The organism is Modestobacter marinus (assembly GCF_019799945.1).
Lineage (GTDB): Bacteria > Actinomycetota > Actinomycetes > Mycobacteriales > Geodermatophilaceae > Modestobacter > Modestobacter marinus_B.
The window spans coordinates 42,554-61,036 of sequence record NZ_JABGCH010000005.1 but is presented as its reverse complement, the minus strand read 5'-3'; the positions used below and the strand labels follow the sequence as shown (position 1 = coordinate 61,036).

Sequence of the window (18,483 nt, the reverse complement as noted above, 5' to 3'; positions counted from 1 at the left end):
ACGGAGCGGCGGCCGGGTAGGCGGGCGACCATGACCGGACCGCGGGACGACGTCACCCTGACCTTCGGCGGCAACGCGACGACCCTGCTGCGGCTCGGGCCCTTCACCCTCCTGACCGATCCGAACTTCCTGCACCGCGGGCAGCGGGCCCACCTCGGGTACGGGCTGCGCAGCAAGCGGCTCACCGACCCGGCCCTGGTGCCCGCGCTGCTGCCGGAGCTGGACGCCGTCCTGCTCAGCCACATGCACGGCGACCACTGGGACCGCGTCGCCACCCGCTCCCTGCCCAAGGAGACCCCGGTGGTGACCACGCCGGAGGCCGCGCGCTGCCTCGACCGGCGGGGTTTCACCGCGACCGCGGACCTGCGCCCGTGGCAGACCCACGCGATCAGCCGGGGCGAGGACACCCTCCGGGTCACCAGCGTCCCGGGGGTGCACGGCCCGGGCTTCCTGGACAAGCTGCTCCCCCAGGTGATGGGCAGCGTGCTCGAGCTGGTTCACCGCGGGGAGGTCACCTGGCGGGGGTTCATCAGCGGCGACACCCTCTACCGGCCGTTCCTCGGCGAGCTGCTGCAGCGGTGCGGTCCGCTGGACGTGCTCATCCCGCACCTGGGCGGCACCCGGATCGCCGGCGTCCTGCTCACCATGGACGGCCGGCAGGGCGCCGACCTGGTGGAGCTGCTGAAGCCGCCGGTCACCGTGCCGGTGCACTTCGACGACTACTCGGTCTTCACCAGCCCGCTGGGGGACTTCGTCGCCGAGGTCGCGAAGCGGCGCGCGCCGGGTGAGGTGCGCACGGTCACCCGCGGCCAGACCGTCTCCCTCCGCGCCTGACCGCGGAGAGGGCAGAAGTGGCCACTTCTGCCCTCGGTGCGGCAGTCAGCGGCCGGCGAGGCGCAGGGCCCGGGTCTGGACGTCGGCGCGCAGCGCGGCCTCGTCCACCGTCGTCGACGTCCCGTCGGCGACCACCCGGCGGCCGGCCACCCAGGTGTCCCGCACGTGCCGGCTGCCCACCGACCACACCAGGTGGGTGAGCAGGTCGGTCTCGTCGCCGACCGGCACGAACGCGATGTCCTCGGTGTCCACGTGCACCAGGTCCGCCCGGCGCCCAGCGGTCAGCTGGCCGAGGTCGGCGCGGCCGATCGCCGCGGCCGCTCCCCCGGTGGCCAGCCAGAACGCCTCGGCGGCGGTGAGCGCGGTGGCGTCCCGCTCGCGCAGGCGGGCCAGCTGGGCGGCCAGCCGGACGTCCTCGAACAGGTCCAGGTTGTCGTTGGACGCCGGCCCGTCGGTGCCCATCCCCACCCGGATGCCGAGGTCGAGCATGTCCCGCAGCCGGGCGGTGCCGCTGGCCAGCTTGGCGTTGCTGCTCGGGCAGTGCGCCACGGCGACGTCGTACTCCCGCCACACCTCGAGGTCGCCGTCGTCCATGTGCACGCAGTGCGCCCCGAGCACCCGGCCGCCCAGCACGTCGTGCGCCGCGAGCAGCCGGGGGACGCTGACGCCGTGCGTGGCGAGCAGCTCGTCACCCTCGGTCGCGGTCTCGGCGACGTGCACGGTCAGCAGCAGGTCCTGCTCGCGGGCGGCCGCGGCGGCCTGGGCGAGGACCGGGAGCGGCACCGTGTACGCCGCGTGCGGGCCGATGCCGTACTCGACCTGGTCGTCGCCGTCGGCGGCCAGCCGGACGGCGGTGGCCAGCTGCTCGTCGAAGGTGCCGAAGCCGGGCAGCCCGATCAGCGGGTTGGCGACGACCGCCCGGGCGCCGGTGACCCGCACCGCGGCGGCGATCCGCTCCGGGTGGAAGTACATCTCGACGCTGGTCGTCGCCCCGTGGCGGAGCATCTCAGCCGAGGCGGCGGTCATCGCGACCTCGACGTCCTCCGGCGTCAGCCGCGCCTCCCGCGGCCACATGACCTCCCGCAGCCAGCGGTCCAGCGGCAGCCCCTCGCCCTGCCCGCGGAACAGCACCATCGGCGAGTGGGCGTGCGTGTTGACCATGCCGGGGGTCAGCACCCCCGGCAGCCGGATCACCTCGGCACCCTCGGCCGGCGGGGCGTCCGCGGCGGGGCCGACCCAGCGGATCAGCCCGTCCTCGACGTCGAGCACGGCATCGGGGACGACGGTGCCGGCGCGGTCCCCGACGACGACGGCCCGGGCTGTGAAGCGCTGCACCATGGCTGCTGAACCTACTGTGGCCCTCCCGCCCCGGCCCGCCGACGGCCCCCGCGGGGCGGCGCGTCAGGATGGGCGCCCGGATCGACCATCGGGAGGGGCCGGTATGGACGCCGAGGTCCGCCGCTTCGTCGACGAGCTGTACGCCGAGGGCCTGCGCCACGACGCGGCTCAGCCCGACCGTGAGCTGCGCCGGCGCAACATCGGCCCGGAGGCCGCGGCGCTGCTCGCGGTGGTGCTGCAGGCGATGGGCGCCGCCCGCGTGCTGGAGATCGGCACCTCCAACGGGTACTCGACGCTCTGGCTGGCCGACGCGGTGCGACCGGTCGACGGCCGGGTCCTCACCGTGGACCCGGACGCCGACGCGCAGCGGGCCGCCGCGGCGAACCTGGCTGCGGTGGGCCTGGACCGGTGGGTCGAGCTGCGCTGCGCCGACGGCGGCGAGGTGCTGGCCGGGCTGCCGGACGGCAGCCAGGACGTCGTCCTCCTCGACGCCCACCGGCCGGCCTACCCCGGGTGGTGGCCGCACCCGGTCCGGGTGCTGCGCCCGGGCGGCCTGCTCGTGGTCGACAACGTGCTCTCCCACCCGGAGGACGTCGCCCCGTTCCTCGCGCTGGTGGACGCCGAGCCGGCCCTGCAGGTGGCCCTCAGCCGCACCGACAACGGGCAGCTGCTGGCTGTGAGGAGCCACACAGCGGGGTGAGGGTCCCGGCCGTCGGCCGGTGCCCGCCAGGACCCGCGGATACCGTGGAGGCCATGTCCCTCCTCGCCGCGGCCTCCTCCGACCAGGGAGGCATCACCGGCTTCCTCCTCGACCTCGTCGAGAAGCTGGGCGTGGTGGGGGTCGGGCTCACGATCCTCATCGAGACGGTGATCCCGCCGATCCCCAGCGAGGCCGTGCTGGGCGCCGCCGGGGTGCTGATCAACGACGGCCGGATGTCCATCGTGCCGACGATCATCGCCGCCACCATCGGTTCGGTCCTGGGCGCCGTGGTGCTCTACCTGGTGGGCCGGGCGCTCGGACCGCAGCGCTCGCACGCGTTCCTCGACCGCCTCCCCCTGGTGGAGACCGAGGACGTCGACCGCACCTTCGAGTGGTTCGAGCGGCACGGCCGGTCGGCGGTCTTCTTCGGCCGGATGGTGCCGATCGTGCGCAGCTTCATCTCGGTGCCCGCCGGGGTCGTGCGGATGCCGTGGCCGCAGTTCCTGCTGTTCACCGCCGGCGGCAGCCTGATCTGGAACAGCGTGCTCATCGGCCTGGGCGTGGCGGCCGGGGACTTCGTGCAGGAGAACCTGCACTACCTGGACTACGCGGTGGTCGCCGCCGTCGTGCTGGGTGTGGCGTGGATGGTCTACCGCCGGGCCACGGACCTGTACGCCCGCAAGCACCCCGACAGCGCCACCGCGCAGCGCAAGGCGGCGAAGAAGGACCGCACCGCGTGACCCGCACCCGCCCCCGGGTGGTCGCGTTCGACGTCAACGAGACGTTGCTCGACCTCGCCCCGGTCCGGGCGGCGCTGGTGGAGCACGGCGAGCCGGCCGAGCTGCTGCCGACCGTGTTCGCCCGGACCCTGGGCACCGGTTTCGCGGCCACCGTGGCCGGAGCCTGGTGCCGGTTCCGGGACGCCTTCGAGGCCTCGCTGGCCCAGCTGACCGGGTTGTCCGCGGCCCAGCGGGCCGACGTCGCCGACCGGTTCCTGGAGCTGGTGCCGTACCCGGACGTCGAGCCGGCGCTGCGCCGCCTGACCGAGGCCGGGGTGCGGGTGGTGACGCTCACCCACGGGTCGCCCGGGGTGGCCGAGGCCGGGCTGACCCGCGGCGGGCTGGGTGCGCTGGTGGAGCGGACGCTCAGCACCGAGACGATCCGAGCCTGGAAGCCCAGCCGGGAGGCGTACCTGTGGGCCGCGGGCGTGTGCGACGTGCCGCCCGCGCAGCTCGCCCTGGTCGCCGTCCACTCCTGGGACGTGTACGGGGCCCAGCAGGCCGGCCTCACCGGGGGTTGGGCGGCCCGTGCCGAGCGCGTCTTCCCGCCGGTGTTCGGTGAGCCGCACGTGTCCGGGGAGTCGCTGCCGGACGTCGTCGCGGGCCTGCTCGACCTCCCCGACGCGTGACCACCCGTGACGTCGCCACCCTGCTCGGCCCGGCCCGGGTGCGGTTCGAGGGTCCGGCCGGGGACGTCGCCGGCACGCTCCTCCTCGGCCACGGAGCAGGCGGCGGCGTCGACTCGGCCGACCTGACCGCCGTCGCGCAGGCCGCGGCGGGCGCGGGCTGGCGCGTGCTGCGGGTGGAGCAGCCGTGGCGGGTGGCCGGTAAGCGGATCGCGCCCGCGCCACCGCGGCTGGACGAGGCCTGGACGGCGGTGCTGGCGGACCTCCGCGCGACCGGTGATCTCGCGGGACCCCTCGTGCTCGCCGGCCGCAGCGCCGGCGCCCGGGTGGCCTGCCGGACCGCATCGACCGAGGGCGCGGCGGGTGTGCTGGCGTTGGCGTTCCCGCTGTACCCGCCCGGGAAGCCGGAGAAGAGCCGGGCCGCCGAGCTGCTGGGGGTCGCCGTCCCGCTGCTGGTGGTGCAGGGCGAGACCGACGCGTTCGGCCGGCCCGCCGAGGTGGCGGCCGCGCTGGCCGGGCACGCCGGTCGGGTGGTCGCCGTCCCCGGGGACCACGCGCTGAAGAAGGACCCCGAGGCGGTCGCCGCCGCGACGGTGGGCTGGCTCCGGGAGTTGTCTTCCTGATTCCTGTGCTCTGCATGCCAGGGGTATGCAGAGCACAGGAATGCGGGGGAACGCCTCGGCCGAGCGGCGGGGACCGCGCTCCGCGACGTCAGCTGTGGCGGCGCCGGCGCACGAGCAGCGCGATGAGCAGCAGCAGGACGCCCAGACCGGCCGCGGGCCCGGCGTAGCGGGTGAACGCCGCGGTGCCGGCCACCTCGAGCAGGTCGATCGGCTCGGGCTCGGCGGTGCTCAGCCGGCGCGGGGCCGGCGGGGTGACCGGCGCGGTGGTTGACGGCGCGCTGGACGCGGCGGCCGTGGTGGCCTTGGCGGGCGTGCTGCGGACCGGGGTGCTCCTGGCCGGGCCGGCACCGGCCGGCCGGTTCGGCGGCGCGGTGGTGCCCGACGGCGGCGCGCTGGGCGCCTTCTTCGCCGGAACCGCCGTGGGGTCGGGCACCGCGCCCCGTGCGGCGCCCTCGGTGGCCGCCGGGGTCTCCGCCGCGGGGGCGACCGTGGACCTCGCCGCCTTAGCCGCCTTGGCCGGGGCGGCCTTCGCCGCCTTCGCGGGGGCCGTGGCCGCCGTGGCCGGGGCCTCGGCGGCGGTCTCCTCCGCCGAGGCAGCGGCGTCCGCGGCCGCAGCGGCGGTCTTCCTGGCCGCGGCCGCGACCTTCGTGACCGCGTCGCCGGCCGGGGCCTCGCCGGCGGAGGTCTCTGCGGAGGCCGCGACCTCCTCGACCACGCCGGCCGTCGTCGCCGCGGCCTTGGCGGCCGCGGCGGCGGTCGCCTTCGCCACGGTCGGCTCCTGCGAGGTGGCGGCCGCCTCCTGGTCGACCTGCACGTCGCCGCCGGCGCTGCCCAGCTGGGCAGCGAGCTTGTCGGCGAACTGGCCGAGCAGCTTGTTGCCCACGTCGGTCATCACGCCCCGGCCGAACTGGGCCGGCCGGCCGGTGATGTTGAGGTCGGTGAGGACGTCGACCCGGGTCGTGCTGCCCTGGGCGGCGAGGGTCGCGGTGATGGTGGCCGCGGCGGTGCCGTTGCCCCGCTGGTCCTTGCCCTTGGCGTCGATCACGGCCCGATGGGCGGTGCCGTCCTTCTCCACGAACGAGGCCCTGCCCTGGTAGGTCAGGTTGATCGGCCCGAGCTTGACCTTGACCCGGCCGGTGAACTCGTCGCCGGTCACCGAGTCCAGGACCGCACCGGGCATGCAGGGGGCGATCCGCTCGATGTCCAGCAGCACCCGCCAGGCATCGTCGATCGGCACCGGGACGGTGAACGAGTTCTCCAGCTGCACTGCAGGACCTCCGAGTGTGTGCGGCCCGGGCGCTCGCACCCGCGCACCTGTCATCCGACCACGACCGCGACGGTCGTGCAGGTGGACCGGGACCGGGCGCGCCGGACCGGCGCCCCGCGAACGGGACGGACCGGTCCGGCACCGGCCTGGGTCAGAGGCCGACGGCCGCGGCCACCGCCCGCCGGGTCAGCACCTGGGCGAGGTGCTGGCGGTAGTCGGCCTGGGCGTTGAGGTCGCTGCTGGGGTTGGTGCCCTCCGCGGCCTGAGCGGCCGCCGCGGTCACCGTCTCCATGCTGACGTCGACGCCGACCAGTGCCGCCTCGGTCGCCCGCGCCCGCAACGGCGTGGACCCCATGTTCGTCAGCCCGATCCGGGCCTCGGCGATCCGGCCGCCCTCCCGCCGCACGGCCGCGGCCACCGCGACGATCGACCAGGCCTGGGCCACCCGGTTGAACTTCTCGTACCGAACCCCCCAGTCCTCGCCGAGCTTGGGCAGCCGGACTTCGACCAGCAGCTCCCCCTCCTCCAGCGCGGTGGTCAGGTAGTCGACGAAGAACTCCGTCGCCGGCACCGTGCGGCGCCCGCCCGGGCCGGCGAGCACGAACTCCGCGTCCAGTGCCAGGGCCACCGCCGGCAGGTCCCCGGCCGGGTCGGCGTGCACCAGGGCTCCGCCGAAGGTGCCGCGCCGCCGCACCTGGCGGTCGGCGACGGTCTCGGTGGCCTGCACGACCAGCCGGCCGTAGCGGGCGAGCAACGGGTCGGTGAGGACGTCGGCGTGCGTCGTCATCGCACCCACGACGAGGGAGTCGCCCTCCTCGCGGACCCCGCGCAGCTCCGCCACCCGGCCGAGGTCGACCACCGTCTCGGGTGCGGCCAGCCGCAACCGCATGACTGGGATGAGCGACTGCCCGCCGGCGAGGACCTTCACGTCCTCACCGCCGTCGGCGATGGCCTGGAGGGCCTCCTCGACCGTGGTGGGACGGACGTAGTCGAACTGGGCGGGGATCACTGCTCGGCTCCTTCGTCGACTCGGCGGATCACTGCTCGGCTCCTTCGTCGACTCGGCGGATCACCGGTCGCCTCCGAGGGCGGACTGGGGGGTGGAGACGCCGGCGGTGGTCTCGGTCTGCGCCCCGCCGTAGGCGTTGGTGCCCGCGGTGGCGCGGTCGCCGCCGTCCCCGCCGTCGTGGAGTGCCCGCCACACGCGTTCGGGTGTCAGGGGCATCCGGATGTCCCGGACGCTCAGGTGCCGGACGGCGTCAAGGGCCGCGTTGACCACCGCCGGGGTGCTCGCGATGCACCCCGCCTCCCCCACGCCCTTGGCCCCGATCGGGTTGCCGGGCGCCGCGTGCACCGTGTTGCCGGTGTCGAAGTGCGGCAGGTCGGCCGCCGAGGGCACCAGGTAGTCGACGAACGTGCCGGTGGTGAGGTTGCCGTCGGCGTCGTAGACCGCCTCCTCGTAGAGCGCCTGGGCGATGCCCTGGGCCAGGCCGCCGTGCACCTGGCCCTCGACGATCAGCGGGTTGACGATCGTGCCGACGTCGTCGACGCACGCGTACTTCCGGATCTTCACGAACCCGGTCTCGGTGTCGACCTCCATCGCGCAGATGTGCGTGCCGTGCGGGAAGGAGAAGTTCTCCGGGTCGTAGGTGGCGTCGGCGTCGATGGAGGGCTCGACCCCCTCAGGGAAGTCGTGCGCCGCGAAGGTGGCCAGCGCGATCTCCTGGATGCCGATGTCGCTGCCCGGCGTGCCGCGGACGGAGAACTTCCCGCCGGCGAACTCCAGGTCGTCCTCGTCCGCCTCGAGCATGTGCGCCGCGACGCGGCGGGCCTTGGCGACCACCTTGTCCGCGGCGTTGACCACCGCGACCCCGCCGACCACCAGTGAGCGGGAGCCGTAGGTGTCCAGGCCGCGCGGGGCGATCGACGTGTCGCCGTGCAGCACCTCGACGTCCTCGAACGGCACGCCGAGCCGGTCGGCGACCAGCTGGCTCCACGCCGTCTCGTGGCCCTGCCCGTGGGCGCTGGACCCGGTGACCACCTCCACCTTGCCGGAGGGCAGCATCCGGATCGAGGCGTGCTCCCAGCCACCCGCGCCGTAGGACAGCGAGCCGAGCACCCGGCTGGGCGCCAGCCCGCACATCTCGGTGAAGGTGGAGAAGCCGATGCCCAGCTGCACCGGGTCGCCCGCCTCCCGGCGGCGCGCCTGCTCGGCGCGCAGCTCGTCGTAGCCGATGAGCTGCAGCGCCTGCTCGGTCGCGGCGTCGTAGTCGCCGCTGTCGTAGGTCATCCCGGCGCACGTGGTGAACGGGAACTCCTCGGCCTTGATCCAGTTCTTCCGCCGCAGCTCCAGCGGGTCCATGTCCAGCTCGACGGCGAGCTCGTCCATGATCCGCTCGACGGCGAAGGTGGCCTCCGGCCGGCCGGCGCCGCGGTAGGCGTCGGTGGGCGTCTTGTTGGTGAACACGCCCCGGCACTCGAACCGGTAGGCCGGGAACTTGTAGATCCCGTTGAACATGAACGCGCCCAGGATCGGCACGCCGGGGCTGACCAGGCGCAGGTAGGCGCCCATGTCGGCGAGGATCCGGCAGCGCAGGCCCTTGACGTTGCCCTCGCGGTCGGCGGCGATGTCGATGTACTGGACCTGGTCCCGGCCGTGGTGGGCGCTCATCAGCGACTCGCTGCGGCTCTCGGCCCACTTGACCGGCTTGCCGAGCCGCCGGGCGACCAGGAGGGCGATGACCTCCTCGGGGGTGACCTGCAGCTTGCCGCCGAACCCGCCGCCCACGTCCGGGGCGATGACCCGCAGCTTGTGCTCGGGGACGCCGGTGACCATGGCCAGCATCAGCCGCAGGATGTGCGGCACCTGCGTGGAGGACCACATCGTGTAGTTGTCGCCCTGCGGCTGGACCGCGACCGCGCGCGGCTCCATGAACGCGGGGATGAGGCGCTGCTGCACGAACCGGCGGCTGACCACGACCTCGGCGTCGGCGAACGCCCGGTCGGTGTCGTCGGCCACGCCGTTCTCACCGCCGTCGAACACGAAGTGGAAGCTCTCGTTGGACTGCAGGTGGTCGTGGGTGAGGACGGGCTGCTCGCCGAGCGCCTCCTCCATGTCCAGCACCACCGGCAGCGAGTCGTAGTCGACGTCCACGAGCTCCACGGCGTCGGCCGCCGCCGCCTTGCTGCGGGCGACGATGACGGCGACCGCCTCGCCGACGTGGTTGACCTCGTCGACGGCCAGCGACGGGTGCCCGGGGTTGACCATGTCCGGGGTGACCGGCCAGGCGCAGGGGATCGAGCCCTGCTCGTCGGCGAAGTCACGGCCGGTGAAGACGGCGATCACACCGGGCGCCTGCTGGGCCGCGCTGACGTCGATCGCGCTGATCTTCGCGTGGGCGACAGGGCTGCGGACCACCGACAGGTGGAGCATCCCGGGCAGCACCAGGTTGTCGGTCCACGTCGTCCGGCCGGTGATCAGCCGGGCGTCCTCCTTGCGCCGGCGGGCCTGGCCCACCTCGCGGGCGGGCGCGGGTGACTCGATGCCGGGGCGGTCCTCGACGGCCGTCATGCCTGCACCGCCACGTGCGGCGCGGCGACGGTGTGGGCCTCGGCCGGCTCGGCGGGCCCGTTGCCGGCGGCACCCTGGTCACCGCGCATCTCCGCGGCCGCGTGCTGCACCGCCCGGACGATGTTCTGGTAGCCGGTACACCGGCAGAGGTTGCCCTCGATCCCCTCGCGGACCTCGGTGTCGCTGGGGTCGGGGTTCTCCTGGAGCAGGTCGATCGAGGCCATGATCATGCCCGGGGTGCAGAAGCCGCACTGCAGGCCGTGCATCTCGTGGAACGCCCGCTGCACCGGGTGCAGGGTGGCGCCGTCGGCGATGCCCTCGATCGTCGTCACCTGGCAGCCGTCGGCCTGCACCGCGAGCACGGTGCACGACTTCACCGCCTGGCCGTCCAGGTGCACGGTGCACGCGCCGCAGTTGCTGGTGTCGCAGCCGACGACGGTGCCGACCTTGCCGACTTGCTCTCGTAGGTAGTGGACCAGCAGGGTCCTGGGCTCCACCTCGTCCTGGTACGACACCCCGTCGACACGCACGTCGATCCGCGTCACCGGCTCCTCCGCTCCGTTGCTGGGCAGGTGTGACCGGGGTCACGCCCCGGTCGTGATCGGAGTGTGTCAGCCGACACGTTCCGAATGCCACCCGGGCGGCGCGCTCAGCTGCGGGTTCAGGAGGTGGCGCGCTCCCGCCGGCGGAGGACGGCGGAGACGACGAGGAACCCCAGCCCGAGGACGGCGAGCCCCGCGCCGACCCAGCTCGGGGCGCGGTACCCCCAGCCGGCCGCGATCACGAGGCCGCCGAGCCAGGCACCCAGGGCGTTGGCCGCGTTGAGCGCCGAGTGGTTCAGCGCCGCGCCGAGCATCTGCGCCTCGCCGGCGACCTCCATCAGCCGCATCTGGAGGAGCACGACCATGGTCGAGGCGGACACCGAGACGAGGAAGACCGCCGCGGTGAGGGTCGCCGCGTGCCCGGCCGCGAGCGCCGTGAGGGCCAGCAGCACGCCGGTGCTCACGGTCGCGCCGACCAGGGAGGGGAACAGCGCCCGGTCGGCGAGCCTGCCGCCCAGCGAGATGCCCACCACGCCGCCGACGCCGAACGCCAGCAGCACCACCGGGACGAACCCCGCGGGCATCCCGGCCTCGTCGGTCACGATCGGCGCGATGTAGCTGTACATCGCGAACAGCCCGCCGAACCCCACGGTGGCCACCAGCACGGTGAGCACCACCTGCGGACGGCGGAGGGCGCCCAGCTCGGTGCGCAGCGTGGCCTCGGCCTTCCCGGCCACCGCGGGCACGACGGCGAGCACGGACAGGATGGTCAGCGCGGCGATGACGACGACCGCCCAGTACGCGGACCGCCAGCCCAGGTGCTGCCCCAGCCAGGTGCCGGCCGGCACCCCGGCGACGTTGGCCACGGCCAGCCCGAGCATCACCGAGCTGACCGCCCGGCCGCGCTGGTGCTGGGGCACGAGCGCGGCCGCGATCAGCGAGGCGACGCCGAAGTAGGCGCCGTGCGGCAGGCCGGCGACGAACCGGGCCACCAGCAGGGCCCCGGAGCCGGAGGCGACCGCGGTGAGCGCGTTGCCGAGCAGGAAGGCGGCCATGAGCCCGACGGCCAGGCCACGGCGGGGCAGCCGGGCGCCGAGCGCGGCGATCACCGGGGCGCCGACCACGACGCCCAGCGCGTAGGCGGAGATGAAGTGCCCGGCGGCGGGGATGGAGACGCCCGTGCCCTGGGCGATGTCGGGCAGCAGGCCCATGGTCACGAACTCGGTGGTGCCGATGGCGAAGGCGCCCAGCGCCAGCGCGGCGATGGCCGGCGCCGCCCGGCGCGCGGTGCGTGGGCCGGCACCCGGACCCGAGTCGATCGTCGACGTCTGGACCGGGGTGGTGCTCACGTCGGGCCCAAGACGGCCGGCGCCGCCGGCATTCCCACCTGGGCTCAAGCCGGGGTGCCGCGGTGCCGATGAGCACCCGAGGACCTGGAGAGGGGTGTCGTGGCGGACGACAGGCGAGGCACGGCGGCGCGCACCGGCGCGACCGCCCGGACGACCACCCGGACCCCGGTCCGCGGCACCCGCCCAGCGCGGTTGCGCCGCCCAGCGCGGACCCGCTGGCGCCTCGCCCGCTGGCTCACCCCCGTGGTGGGCGTGGCCGCCGGCGGCCTGGTGGCCGCCTCCCAGCTGGCCCCCGCCGTGCTCGACGTGGCCGCGGCCGCGACGAGCCGGGCCATCCCGAACGGCGGGGTCACCGTCAGTTCCGGGGTGGGCAGCACCGCGCTGTCGGGCGGGCTCTCCTTCGAGCACGGGACGATCGCCGGCGACTCCGGCGGCGAGACGGTGGGCGACAGCAGCACGAGCTCCGGGGGCCTGGTGGTCCCGCAGCCCCCGCGCCCGGCCGGCGTCTCGATCCGGCCCTGGGCGGCGCACGGCGTCGCCCCGGTGCTCACCCCGCGCGAGCCGGCCTGCGGCGGCACCGGCTCCCCGCGCCGGGTCAGCCCGGGCGTCACCGCCGGGGTGGGCTCGGCGACCGTCACCTTCCCCTCGGACAACCGGGGCGAGGTGCAGGGCTACCGGGTCGCGGCGGTCAGCCAGGACGCGGTGGCCGGCCGGCAGCCCGCCCCGGTGGCGGTGACCGTCGCCCAGCCCGAGGGCTGCCAGCAGGTCACGGCGAGCCTGCCCGGGCTGACCCGGGGCACGTACTACGTGTTCTGGCTGGAGGAGTCGATCACCAGCCCGGCGACCGGGGTGACCCGGCTCGAGCAGGTGGGCACCTCGGCGCCGGTGCTGATCCGCTGAGCCCTCACTCCGTCGTCCGGAAGGTGCGGGCGGCCAGGCCGACCAGGCCGAGGGTGAGGACGGCGACGGCCAGCAGCTGGACGCCGACCGGCACCTCCCACCCGAACCAGCTGAGCACCGGGACGAGCCGCTCCCGCTCGGCCGCGGTCAGGTCCAGGTGCGCGAGCACCAGGTGCCGCATGGGCTGCACCACGTAGGTCAGCGGGTTGAGCCGGGTGAGCACCGACAGCCAGTCCGGCAGGCCGCTGACCGGGAACAGCGCCCCCGACAGGAACATCATCGGCATGATCAGCAGCTGGCTGACCGGCATGGCCGCCTGGATCGTCTTGATCCGGGTCGACAGCAGGACGCCCAGCGCGGTCAGCAGCAGCGACCCCAGGAACAGGCAGCCCGCGAGCTGGAGCAGCAGCACCGGGTCGTAGGGGATGCCGACGGTCCCCACGATCGCCAGCAGGACCAGGCTCTGCCCGGTCGCGACGATGGCGCCGCCCAGGCACTTGCCCCAGATGATCGACGCCCGGGAGATGGGCGCGACCATCATCTCGCGGAGGAACCCGAACTCCCGGTCCCAGACCAGCGAGATGCCCGCGAAGGCGGCGGTGAACAGCACCGACGTGGCCAGCACGCCGGGGAACAGGAACGTCGGGAAGCTGGTGCTGCCGCCGGTCTCCACGATGCTGCCCAGCCCCGTGCCCATCACGAACACGAACAGCAGCGGCTGCAGCAGCATCGTCACCATCCGCGCCCGGTCCTGCCGGAAGCGCAGCAGCTCCCGCCGGGTCACGACCCACGCCGCCCGCACCTGGTGGGCGAGGTCGTTGCGCACCTCGGCGATCGGCTCCGCGGTGGGACGCGCGGTCTCCTGCGTGGTCATGCGGTCATCGCCTCCCGGCGAACGGGGCCATCGCCTGCGGTCCCTCGGAGTCACGGATGGTGCGGCCGGTGTAGGTCAGGAAGACGTCGTCCAGGCTGGGCCGGGTCACGGTCACCGCCCGGATGCCGACGTCGAGCTCGGTGAACAGCCGGGGGACGACGGAGGCGCCGTCCGGGACGGCGAGCGTGACCTGCCCCTCGCGCATCGCGGCCTCCACGCCCAGGCGCTGCCGCACGCGGGCGATGGCCAGCTCGTCGTCGTCGGTGCGCACCGCGATCCGGTCGGTGCCGACGCTGGACTTCAGCGCCTCCGGGGTGTCCTCGACGACCACCTCGCCGTGGTCCATGATCGCGATCCGGTCGCAGTGCTCGGCCTCGTCCATGTAGTGCGTGGTCACGAAGACGGTGATCTGCGTGCGGCGGCGCAGGTCGTGCAGGTAGTCCCAGATCGCGGCCCGGGTCTGCGGGTCCAGGCCGATGGTCGGCTCGTCGAGGAAGAGCACCTGAGGCGAGTGCACCAGTCCGCGGGCGATCTCCAGCCGGCGCTTCATGCCGCCGGAGAACCGGGTCACCGGGTCCTTGCGGCGGTCGGCGAGGGCCACCATCTCCAGCACCTCGGCGATCCGCCGGGCTCCCTCGGCGCGCGACAGCCCGTAGAGGTCGGCGTGGAACCGCAGGTTCTGCTCGGCGGTGAGCTGCTGGTCCAGCGTCTGCTGCTGGAAGACCAGGCCGATCCGCCGGCGGACCTGGTCGCGTTCGCGGACGACGTCGAACCCGGCGACCCGCGCGGTGCCCGCGGTCGGGTTCCGGATGGTGCAGAGCATCTCGATCGTCGTGGACTTGCCCGCGCCGTTAGGGCCGAGGAAGCCGTAGGTCTGCCCGGTCTCCACCTGCAGGTCGATGCCGCGCACGGCCTCGACGGCGGCGTCGCCGCCCTTGTACGTCTTCCGCAGGCCGCGGACGTCGATCGCGAGTTCTCTAACGGCGTTAGACACAGCGCACACCGTTCTCTACCACCGTTAGGGTGTCAAGCGTGTTCTCCGACGAGGTGACCGACGCCCCGGCCCGCGCGCCGGTGAGCCGGGATGCAATCGTGCGGGTCGCGCTCGAGCTGCTCGCCGAGGGCGGGCTGGAGGCCGTGTCGTTCCGCCGGATCGCCGCCCGGCTGGAGGTGTCGGCGCCGACCCTCTACTGGCACGTGGAGAACAAGCGCCAGCTGATGGACCTGATGGCCGAGGAGCTCCTCCGCCGGGCCGGCCCGGCCTACGCCGGCCCCGACGAGGACCAGGCCTGGTGGGAGTGGCTGCGGGCGGACGCCCGGCGGATGTTCGCGGCGCTCACCGCGACCCGGGACGCGCCGCGGGTGCTGGCCGGGAACCGGCCCAGCCCGGAGACGTTCGTCGGGATCGAGCGGGCCCTCGGGGTGCTGACCGGCGTCGGGATGACCCCGGGCGAGGCGCAGCAGACGCTCTTCGCGATCGGCGCCTACGTGATCGGCAGCGCCACCGAGTGGCAGGCCGAGGCCGAGCGGGCGGCCACCCAGCCGCTGCCGGACCCGGACGACGCCGGGCTGGACGCGCTGGGGGCCGAGCTGCTGGCCGGGCAGCCACTGCTGCTGGCCGCGATCACCGAGCGGCTGGCCGGCCCGGACACGGCGGTCTTCGAGTTCGGCCTGGACCTGCTGGTCGCCGGCCTGCGCGCCCGGTACACCCGCGAGGACTGACCGCCCGGTCAGTGCGCCGCGACCGGCGCTGCCTCCTCGTCCGGCTCGGGCAGCTGCCAGGGCCGGACGACGACGACCAGGACGACGACGGCGAGCACCAGCGCACCGACGATCACCACGCCCATCGCCACCGCGTCGTTGCCCAGCAGGCCCACCAGCGGGGAGACCGCCGCGCCGACGCCGAACTGCACCGCGCCCAGCAGCGCGGCCGCCGTCCCCGCCGCCTCGCCGTGCCGGGACAGCGCGAGCGCCGGCGCGTTCGGCAGCGCCAACCCGGCGGCGGCGAGCACCGCCCACAGGGGCACGGCGACGCCGAAAAGCCCACCGGTGCCGGTGCCGGCCAGGACGAGCAGCACGACTCCGGCGAGCGTGCCGGCCACCGTGGCGGCGACCAACACCCGGGCCGGTGACCAGCGCCGCAGCACGACCGGGTTGAGCTGGGTGGCGGCGATCAGCCAGAAGGCCCCGGCGCCGAAGAGCAGGCCGAACTGCTGCTCGTCCAGGCCGAACTGCTCCTGGTAGACGAACGACGAGCCGGAGACGTAGGCGAACAGCGCGGCCATGGTCAGCCCGGCGACCAGCACCAGCCCGACGTAGGCGCGGTCGCGGAACAGCCCGCGGTAGGCGCGCAGCGTCCCGCCGACGCCGTTGCTGCTCCGCCGCTCGGGCGGCAGCGTCTCCCGCAGCGAGGTCAGCCCCACCACCAGCAGCAGCGCCCCGTAGAGCGCGAGCAGCACGAAGACCCCGCGCCAGGAGGTGAACCGCAGCAGCTCGCCGCCGATGGTGGGCGCGAGCACCGGAGCGGCGCCGATGACCAGGAACAGCCGGGACAGCATGGTCGCCGCGGCCCGGCCGTCGTAGAGGTCCCGGACGACGGCGATGGCGATCACCGCGCCGGCCGCCGTCCCGATGCCCTGCAGGAACCGCAGCGCGCCGAGCACGTGGATGTTCGGCGCGATCAGCACCAGCAGCGAGGCGAGCACGTGCAGCACGGTCCCGGCGATCAGCGGCCGGCGGCGGCCCAGCGCGTCGGATAACGGGCCGAGCACGAGCTGCCCCAGCGCCAGGCCGACCAGCGTGCCGGTGAGGGTGAGCTGCACCATGGCCGACGTCGTCCGCAGCTCGTCGGTGATCGTCGGCAGCGCCGGCAGGTACATGTCGATGGTCAGCGGCCCGAGCGCCACGAACGCGCCGAGGGTGAGCGCGGTGCGCGCCTGACCGGGCGGTCGAGGTGCCGGCGGGCGATGGGCGGTGGCGACCCCGGCCGGTGCGGCCGGTCGCTGCTGGGTGGTGGTCACGGGGTCCCCCGGGGACTGAGCGGCGTCGTCGTCCCGGAGCTGCACTGGCCAGGACCTGGCTACCGACGACAAGTCCGCACGGGCCAACCACATTCCGCCCGCCGCGAGAGTTCACCGGGCGGTCACACGGAGGCGAGGACCGCCTCGGTCGTGGTGATCGTGATCAGCGGCGCGTAGAGCGCCATGACCGCCAGGGCCCGCTCGTGGTCGGCGTCGGTCGCGCCCGCGCAGGCGTCCGCGACCACCCGCACCTCGACCCCGGCGTCCGCCGCGCCGAGCGCGGTGGAGAGCACGCAGCAGTCGGTGGAGACGCCGGTCAGCAGCACCGGCCCCTGGCCGATCAGCGCGGCGAGGTCCGGCCCCCACTTGCCGAAGGTGGTGGCGACGACGACCGGGGCGTCGCCGGGGTCGTCGACCAGCTCGTAGAGCGGGGAGTCCGGCGGTTGCAACGCGAAGGGGAACTGCTCGTAGTAGGCCACCCACGCGCCGGTGGGCTCCGCGGGCGCGATGAAGCGGGTGTGCACGACCGTGCCGTGGTGCGCGTCGACCAGCCGGCGGACGTTCGCGTGCGCCTCGGCGAACCGTGGGGCGCCCCACGGCGAGGCCGGGTCGGCGAAGACGCGCTGCGCGTCGACGACGACCAGCCGGCAGTCATCCACCCCGGTCACAGGCGCCTCCTCCGACGGTCCGCTCCTCGCGGACCCTAGTGGCGGCCACGCACGCGGGCCGGGTCACAGGCCGCCGGCGATGCGGAGGGTCGCCCCGGTCACGTAGCCGGCCTCGGGCCCGAGCAGCCAGGCGATCGCCGGGGCGACGTCCACCGGCTCCCCGGCGCGCCCCATCGGCACCCGGTCCGCCGCCCGGTCGGGCCGGCCGGGGTCGCCGGCGGCGGCGTGGATGCCGGTGCGCACCGTGCCCGGGGCCACCCCGATCACCCGGATGCCCAGGTGGACGGCGGTGGCGGCACCGATGCCGGGGCCGGCACCGGTGACGACCGTGACGGGACGGGGAGTGGCCATGCCCCATCCTGCGTCGGCCGGCACGCCCCGGTGACCGGACCGTGGCCTCGCGATGGTTAGGTGAGCCTTCCCTGACTGACCGAGGAGATCCGATGTCCCCCCGCCCCGCCCTGCGCGGCGCCGCGCTGCTGGCCGCCGCGCTCGTCGGGACCAGCTGCGGCTCCGGGTCCGAGGCCCCGGCCGACGCCGCCGCCGCCAGCGAGGCCACCGGCGCCTTCCCGACCACCATCGAGCACACCTTCGGCGAGACGACGATCGAGGAGCAGCCGCAGGACGTCGTCACCTGGGGCTTCGGCAGCACCGACGCGGCGCTCGCCCTCGGCGTCGTCCCCGTCGCGATCCCGTTCCAGGAGTACGGCGGCGACGAGGACGGCGTCCTCCCGTGGATCGCCGAGGAGCTCGACGCGCTCGGCGCGGAGACCCCGACCGTGCTGCCCGACGGCGACGAGGCGCCGTTCGAGGCCGTCGCCGCCGCGCAGCCGGACGTGATCCTGGCGAGGCGTGGACCACCCCCTGGCACGACGTCGTGACGACGGTCGGCCAGGCCCTGGGCAGGGCGGAGGAGGCCGCGGACCTGGTCGCCGAGACGGACCGGACCATCGCCGACGCCGCCGCCGCGCACCCCGAGCTGCAGGGGAAGACCGTGGCCGCGGTCTGGGACACCGCCGGCACCTTCTACGTGTACGAGGAGGCCGACTCCCGCGTCGAGTTCCTCACCGACCTGGGGCTGACCGTCGCGCCCAGCGTGGGGGAGCTGTCCACCGGCGAGTCGACCTTCTACTACACGCTCAGCTACGAGCGGGTCTCCGAGCTGACCAGCGACATCCTGCTCAGCTACGCCTCCACGCAGGAGGAGGCCGACGCCTTCGCCGCCCAGCCCTACGCGCAGACCATGGCGCAGGTCACCGGCGGGCACCACGCCACGCTGGTCGGCGACGAGCTCATCGCCGCCGTCTCCCCGCCGACCGTCCTGTCCCTGACCTGGGGCCTGGACGCCTACCTGGACGCGCTGTCCGCGGCCGCCTGACCGAACCGAGGAGC

The 18,483-nt window shown here is 74.7% G+C and carries 20 protein-coding genes; 9 read left to right on the top strand and 11 right to left on the bottom strand.

All coding sequences use genetic code 11. The features are described 5' to 3' along the window. The first annotated feature begins 30 nt into the window (after nt 1–30). The gene (locus tag HK417_RS06685) at nt 31–834 is read left to right on the top strand and encodes an MBL fold metallo-hydrolase (protein WP_222264660.1); all 804 of its coding nucleotides are present in this window, start codon (nt 31–33) and stop codon (nt 832–834) included. 45 nt (nt 835–879) lie between these two features. Here the strand turns inward: HK417_RS06685 and HK417_RS06680 are convergent, their stop codons facing one another. Further along, nucleotides 880–2,172, bottom strand: coding sequence for an amidohydrolase family protein (locus HK417_RS06680; RefSeq protein ID WP_222264658.1), 1,293 nt, complete (start codon nt 2,170–2,172; stop codon nt 880–882). Nucleotides 2,173–2,275: 103 nt separating this feature from the next. Between HK417_RS06680 and HK417_RS06675 the strand changes: the two genes are divergently transcribed. From HK417_RS06675 to HK417_RS06660, 4 genes are read left to right on the top strand one after another with little or no spacing between them, the layout of a single operon-like run. After that, the gene (locus HK417_RS06675) at nt 2,276–2,872 is read left to right on the top strand and encodes an O-methyltransferase (protein ID WP_222264656.1); all 597 of its coding nucleotides are present in this window, start codon (nt 2,276–2,278) and stop codon (nt 2,870–2,872) included. A gap of 53 nt (nt 2,873–2,925) precedes the next feature. Further along, a complete protein-coding gene (locus tag HK417_RS06670; protein WP_222264654.1) occupies nt 2,926–3,612 on the top strand; it encodes a DedA family protein in 687 nt (228 codons plus the stop codon). After that, nucleotides 3,609–4,280: an HAD family hydrolase gene (locus HK417_RS06665; protein ID WP_222264653.1), complete on the top strand. Its 672-nt coding sequence runs from the start codon at nt 3,609–3,611 to the stop codon at nt 4,278–4,280. The genes HK417_RS06670 and HK417_RS06665 overlap by 4 nt, the downstream gene beginning before the upstream one ends. Then, nucleotides 4,277–4,900 carry an alpha/beta hydrolase family protein gene (locus HK417_RS06660; protein ID WP_222264651.1) on the top strand — a complete coding sequence of 208 codons (624 nt, stop codon included), beginning with the start codon at nt 4,277–4,279 and terminating at the stop codon, nt 4,898–4,900. Before HK417_RS06665 ends, HK417_RS06660 begins: the two co-directional genes overlap by 4 nt. An 88-nt stretch (nt 4,901–4,988) precedes the next feature. Here the strand turns inward: HK417_RS06660 and HK417_RS06655 are convergent, their stop codons facing one another. The 5 genes from HK417_RS06655 to HK417_RS06635 form a co-directional block, all read right to left on the bottom strand. After that, nucleotides 4,989–6,167, bottom strand: coding sequence for an SRPBCC family protein (locus HK417_RS06655; RefSeq protein WP_222264649.1), 1,179 nt, complete (start codon nt 6,165–6,167; stop codon nt 4,989–4,991). 151 nt (nt 6,168–6,318) lie between these two features. Then, nucleotides 6,319–7,176 carry an FAD binding domain-containing protein gene (locus HK417_RS26390; RefSeq protein WP_222264647.1) on the bottom strand — a complete coding sequence of 286 codons (858 nt, stop codon included), beginning with the start codon at nt 7,174–7,176 and terminating at the stop codon, nt 6,319–6,321. Between the two features lie 60 nt (nt 7,177–7,236). Continuing rightward, complete coding sequence (locus HK417_RS06645) at nt 7,237–9,738, bottom strand: xanthine dehydrogenase family protein molybdopterin-binding subunit (protein WP_222264645.1); 2,502 nt, start codon at nt 9,736–9,738, stop codon at nt 7,237–7,239. Continuing rightward, complete coding sequence (locus HK417_RS06640; protein WP_222264643.1) at nt 9,735–10,283, bottom strand: (2Fe-2S)-binding protein; 549 nt, start codon at nt 10,281–10,283, stop codon at nt 9,735–9,737. Before HK417_RS06640 ends, HK417_RS06645 begins: the two co-directional genes overlap by 4 nt. A gap of 116 nt (nt 10,284–10,399) precedes the next feature. Further along, nucleotides 10,400–11,629: an MFS transporter gene (locus HK417_RS06635; protein WP_308123417.1), complete on the bottom strand. Its 1,230-nt coding sequence runs from the start codon at nt 11,627–11,629 to the stop codon at nt 10,400–10,402. 99 nt (nt 11,630–11,728) lie between these two features. On the opposite strand from HK417_RS06635, the gene HK417_RS06630 reads away from it, so the two are divergent. Continuing rightward, nucleotides 11,729–12,529: a hypothetical protein gene (locus tag HK417_RS06630; protein WP_222264641.1), complete on the top strand. Its 801-nt coding sequence runs from the start codon at nt 11,729–11,731 to the stop codon at nt 12,527–12,529. Between the two features lie 4 nt (nt 12,530–12,533). Here the strand turns inward: HK417_RS06630 and HK417_RS06625 are convergent, their stop codons facing one another. Further along, nucleotides 12,534–13,403: an ABC transporter permease gene (locus HK417_RS06625; RefSeq protein WP_222264639.1), complete on the bottom strand. Its 870-nt coding sequence runs from the start codon at nt 13,401–13,403 to the stop codon at nt 12,534–12,536. Between the two features lie 4 nt (nt 13,404–13,407). Beyond that, a complete protein-coding gene (locus HK417_RS06620) occupies nt 13,408–14,397 on the bottom strand; it encodes an ATP-binding cassette domain-containing protein (protein ID WP_222264637.1) in 990 nt (329 codons plus the stop codon). Nucleotides 14,398–14,435: 38 nt separating this feature from the next. On the opposite strand from HK417_RS06620, the gene HK417_RS06615 reads away from it, so the two are divergent. Continuing rightward, on the top strand, nt 14,436–15,125 hold the full coding sequence (locus HK417_RS06615) for a TetR/AcrR family transcriptional regulator C-terminal domain-containing protein (RefSeq protein ID WP_222264635.1): 690 nt from the start codon (nt 14,436–14,438) through the stop codon (nt 15,123–15,125). Nucleotides 15,126–15,133: 8 nt separating this feature from the next. On the opposite strand, the gene HK417_RS06610 is transcribed toward HK417_RS06615, so the two are convergent. The 3 genes from HK417_RS06610 to HK417_RS06600 form a co-directional block, all read right to left on the bottom strand. Further along, a complete protein-coding gene (locus tag HK417_RS06610; protein ID WP_308123416.1) occupies nt 15,134–16,423 on the bottom strand; it encodes a multidrug effflux MFS transporter in 1,290 nt (429 codons plus the stop codon). 122 nt (nt 16,424–16,545) lie between these two features. Then, complete coding sequence (locus tag HK417_RS06605) at nt 16,546–17,091, bottom strand: cysteine hydrolase family protein (protein WP_308123415.1); 546 nt, start codon at nt 17,089–17,091, stop codon at nt 16,546–16,548. A 63-nt stretch (nt 17,092–17,154) separates the two neighbouring features. Then, nucleotides 17,155–17,442, bottom strand: coding sequence for an SDR family oxidoreductase (locus tag HK417_RS06600; protein WP_222264631.1), 288 nt, complete (start codon nt 17,440–17,442; stop codon nt 17,155–17,157). 92 nt (nt 17,443–17,534) lie between these two features. Between HK417_RS06600 and HK417_RS06595 the strand changes: the two genes are divergently transcribed. Continuing rightward, nucleotides 17,535–17,972, top strand: coding sequence for a hypothetical protein (locus HK417_RS06595; RefSeq protein ID WP_222264629.1), 438 nt, complete (start codon nt 17,535–17,537; stop codon nt 17,970–17,972). Beyond that, nucleotides 17,969–18,469, top strand: a complete 501-nt coding sequence (locus HK417_RS06590) for an ABC transporter substrate-binding protein (RefSeq protein ID WP_222264628.1) — start codon at nt 17,969–17,971, stop codon at nt 18,467–18,469. Before HK417_RS06595 ends, HK417_RS06590 begins: the two co-directional genes overlap by 4 nt. The last annotated feature ends 14 nt before the right edge of the window (nt 18,470–18,483 follow it).

Coding starts and splice junctions, on each gene's coding strand:
- HK417_RS06685 (WP_222264660.1), top strand. CDS start 31: ATGACCGGACCGCGGGACGACGTCACCCTGACCTTCGGCGGCAACGCG.
- HK417_RS06680 (WP_222264658.1), bottom strand. CDS start 2,172: ATGGTGCAGCGCTTCACAGCCCGGGCCGTCGTCGTCGGGGACCGCGCC.
- HK417_RS06675 (WP_222264656.1), top strand. CDS start 2,276: ATGGACGCCGAGGTCCGCCGCTTCGTCGACGAGCTGTACGCCGAGGGC.
- HK417_RS06670 (WP_222264654.1), top strand. CDS start 2,926: ATGTCCCTCCTCGCCGCGGCCTCCTCCGACCAGGGAGGCATCACCGGC.
- HK417_RS06645 (WP_222264645.1), bottom strand. CDS start 9,738: ATGACGGCCGTCGAGGACCGCCCCGGCATCGAGTCACCCGCGCCCGCC.
- HK417_RS06625 (WP_222264639.1), bottom strand. CDS start 13,403: ATGACCACGCAGGAGACCGCGCGTCCCACCGCGGAGCCGATCGCCGAG.
- HK417_RS06600 (WP_222264631.1), bottom strand. CDS start 17,442: ATGGCCACTCCCCGTCCCGTCACGGTCGTCACCGGTGCCGGCCCCGGC.
- HK417_RS06595 (WP_222264629.1), top strand. CDS start 17,535: ATGTCCCCCCGCCCCGCCCTGCGCGGCGCCGCGCTGCTGGCCGCCGCG.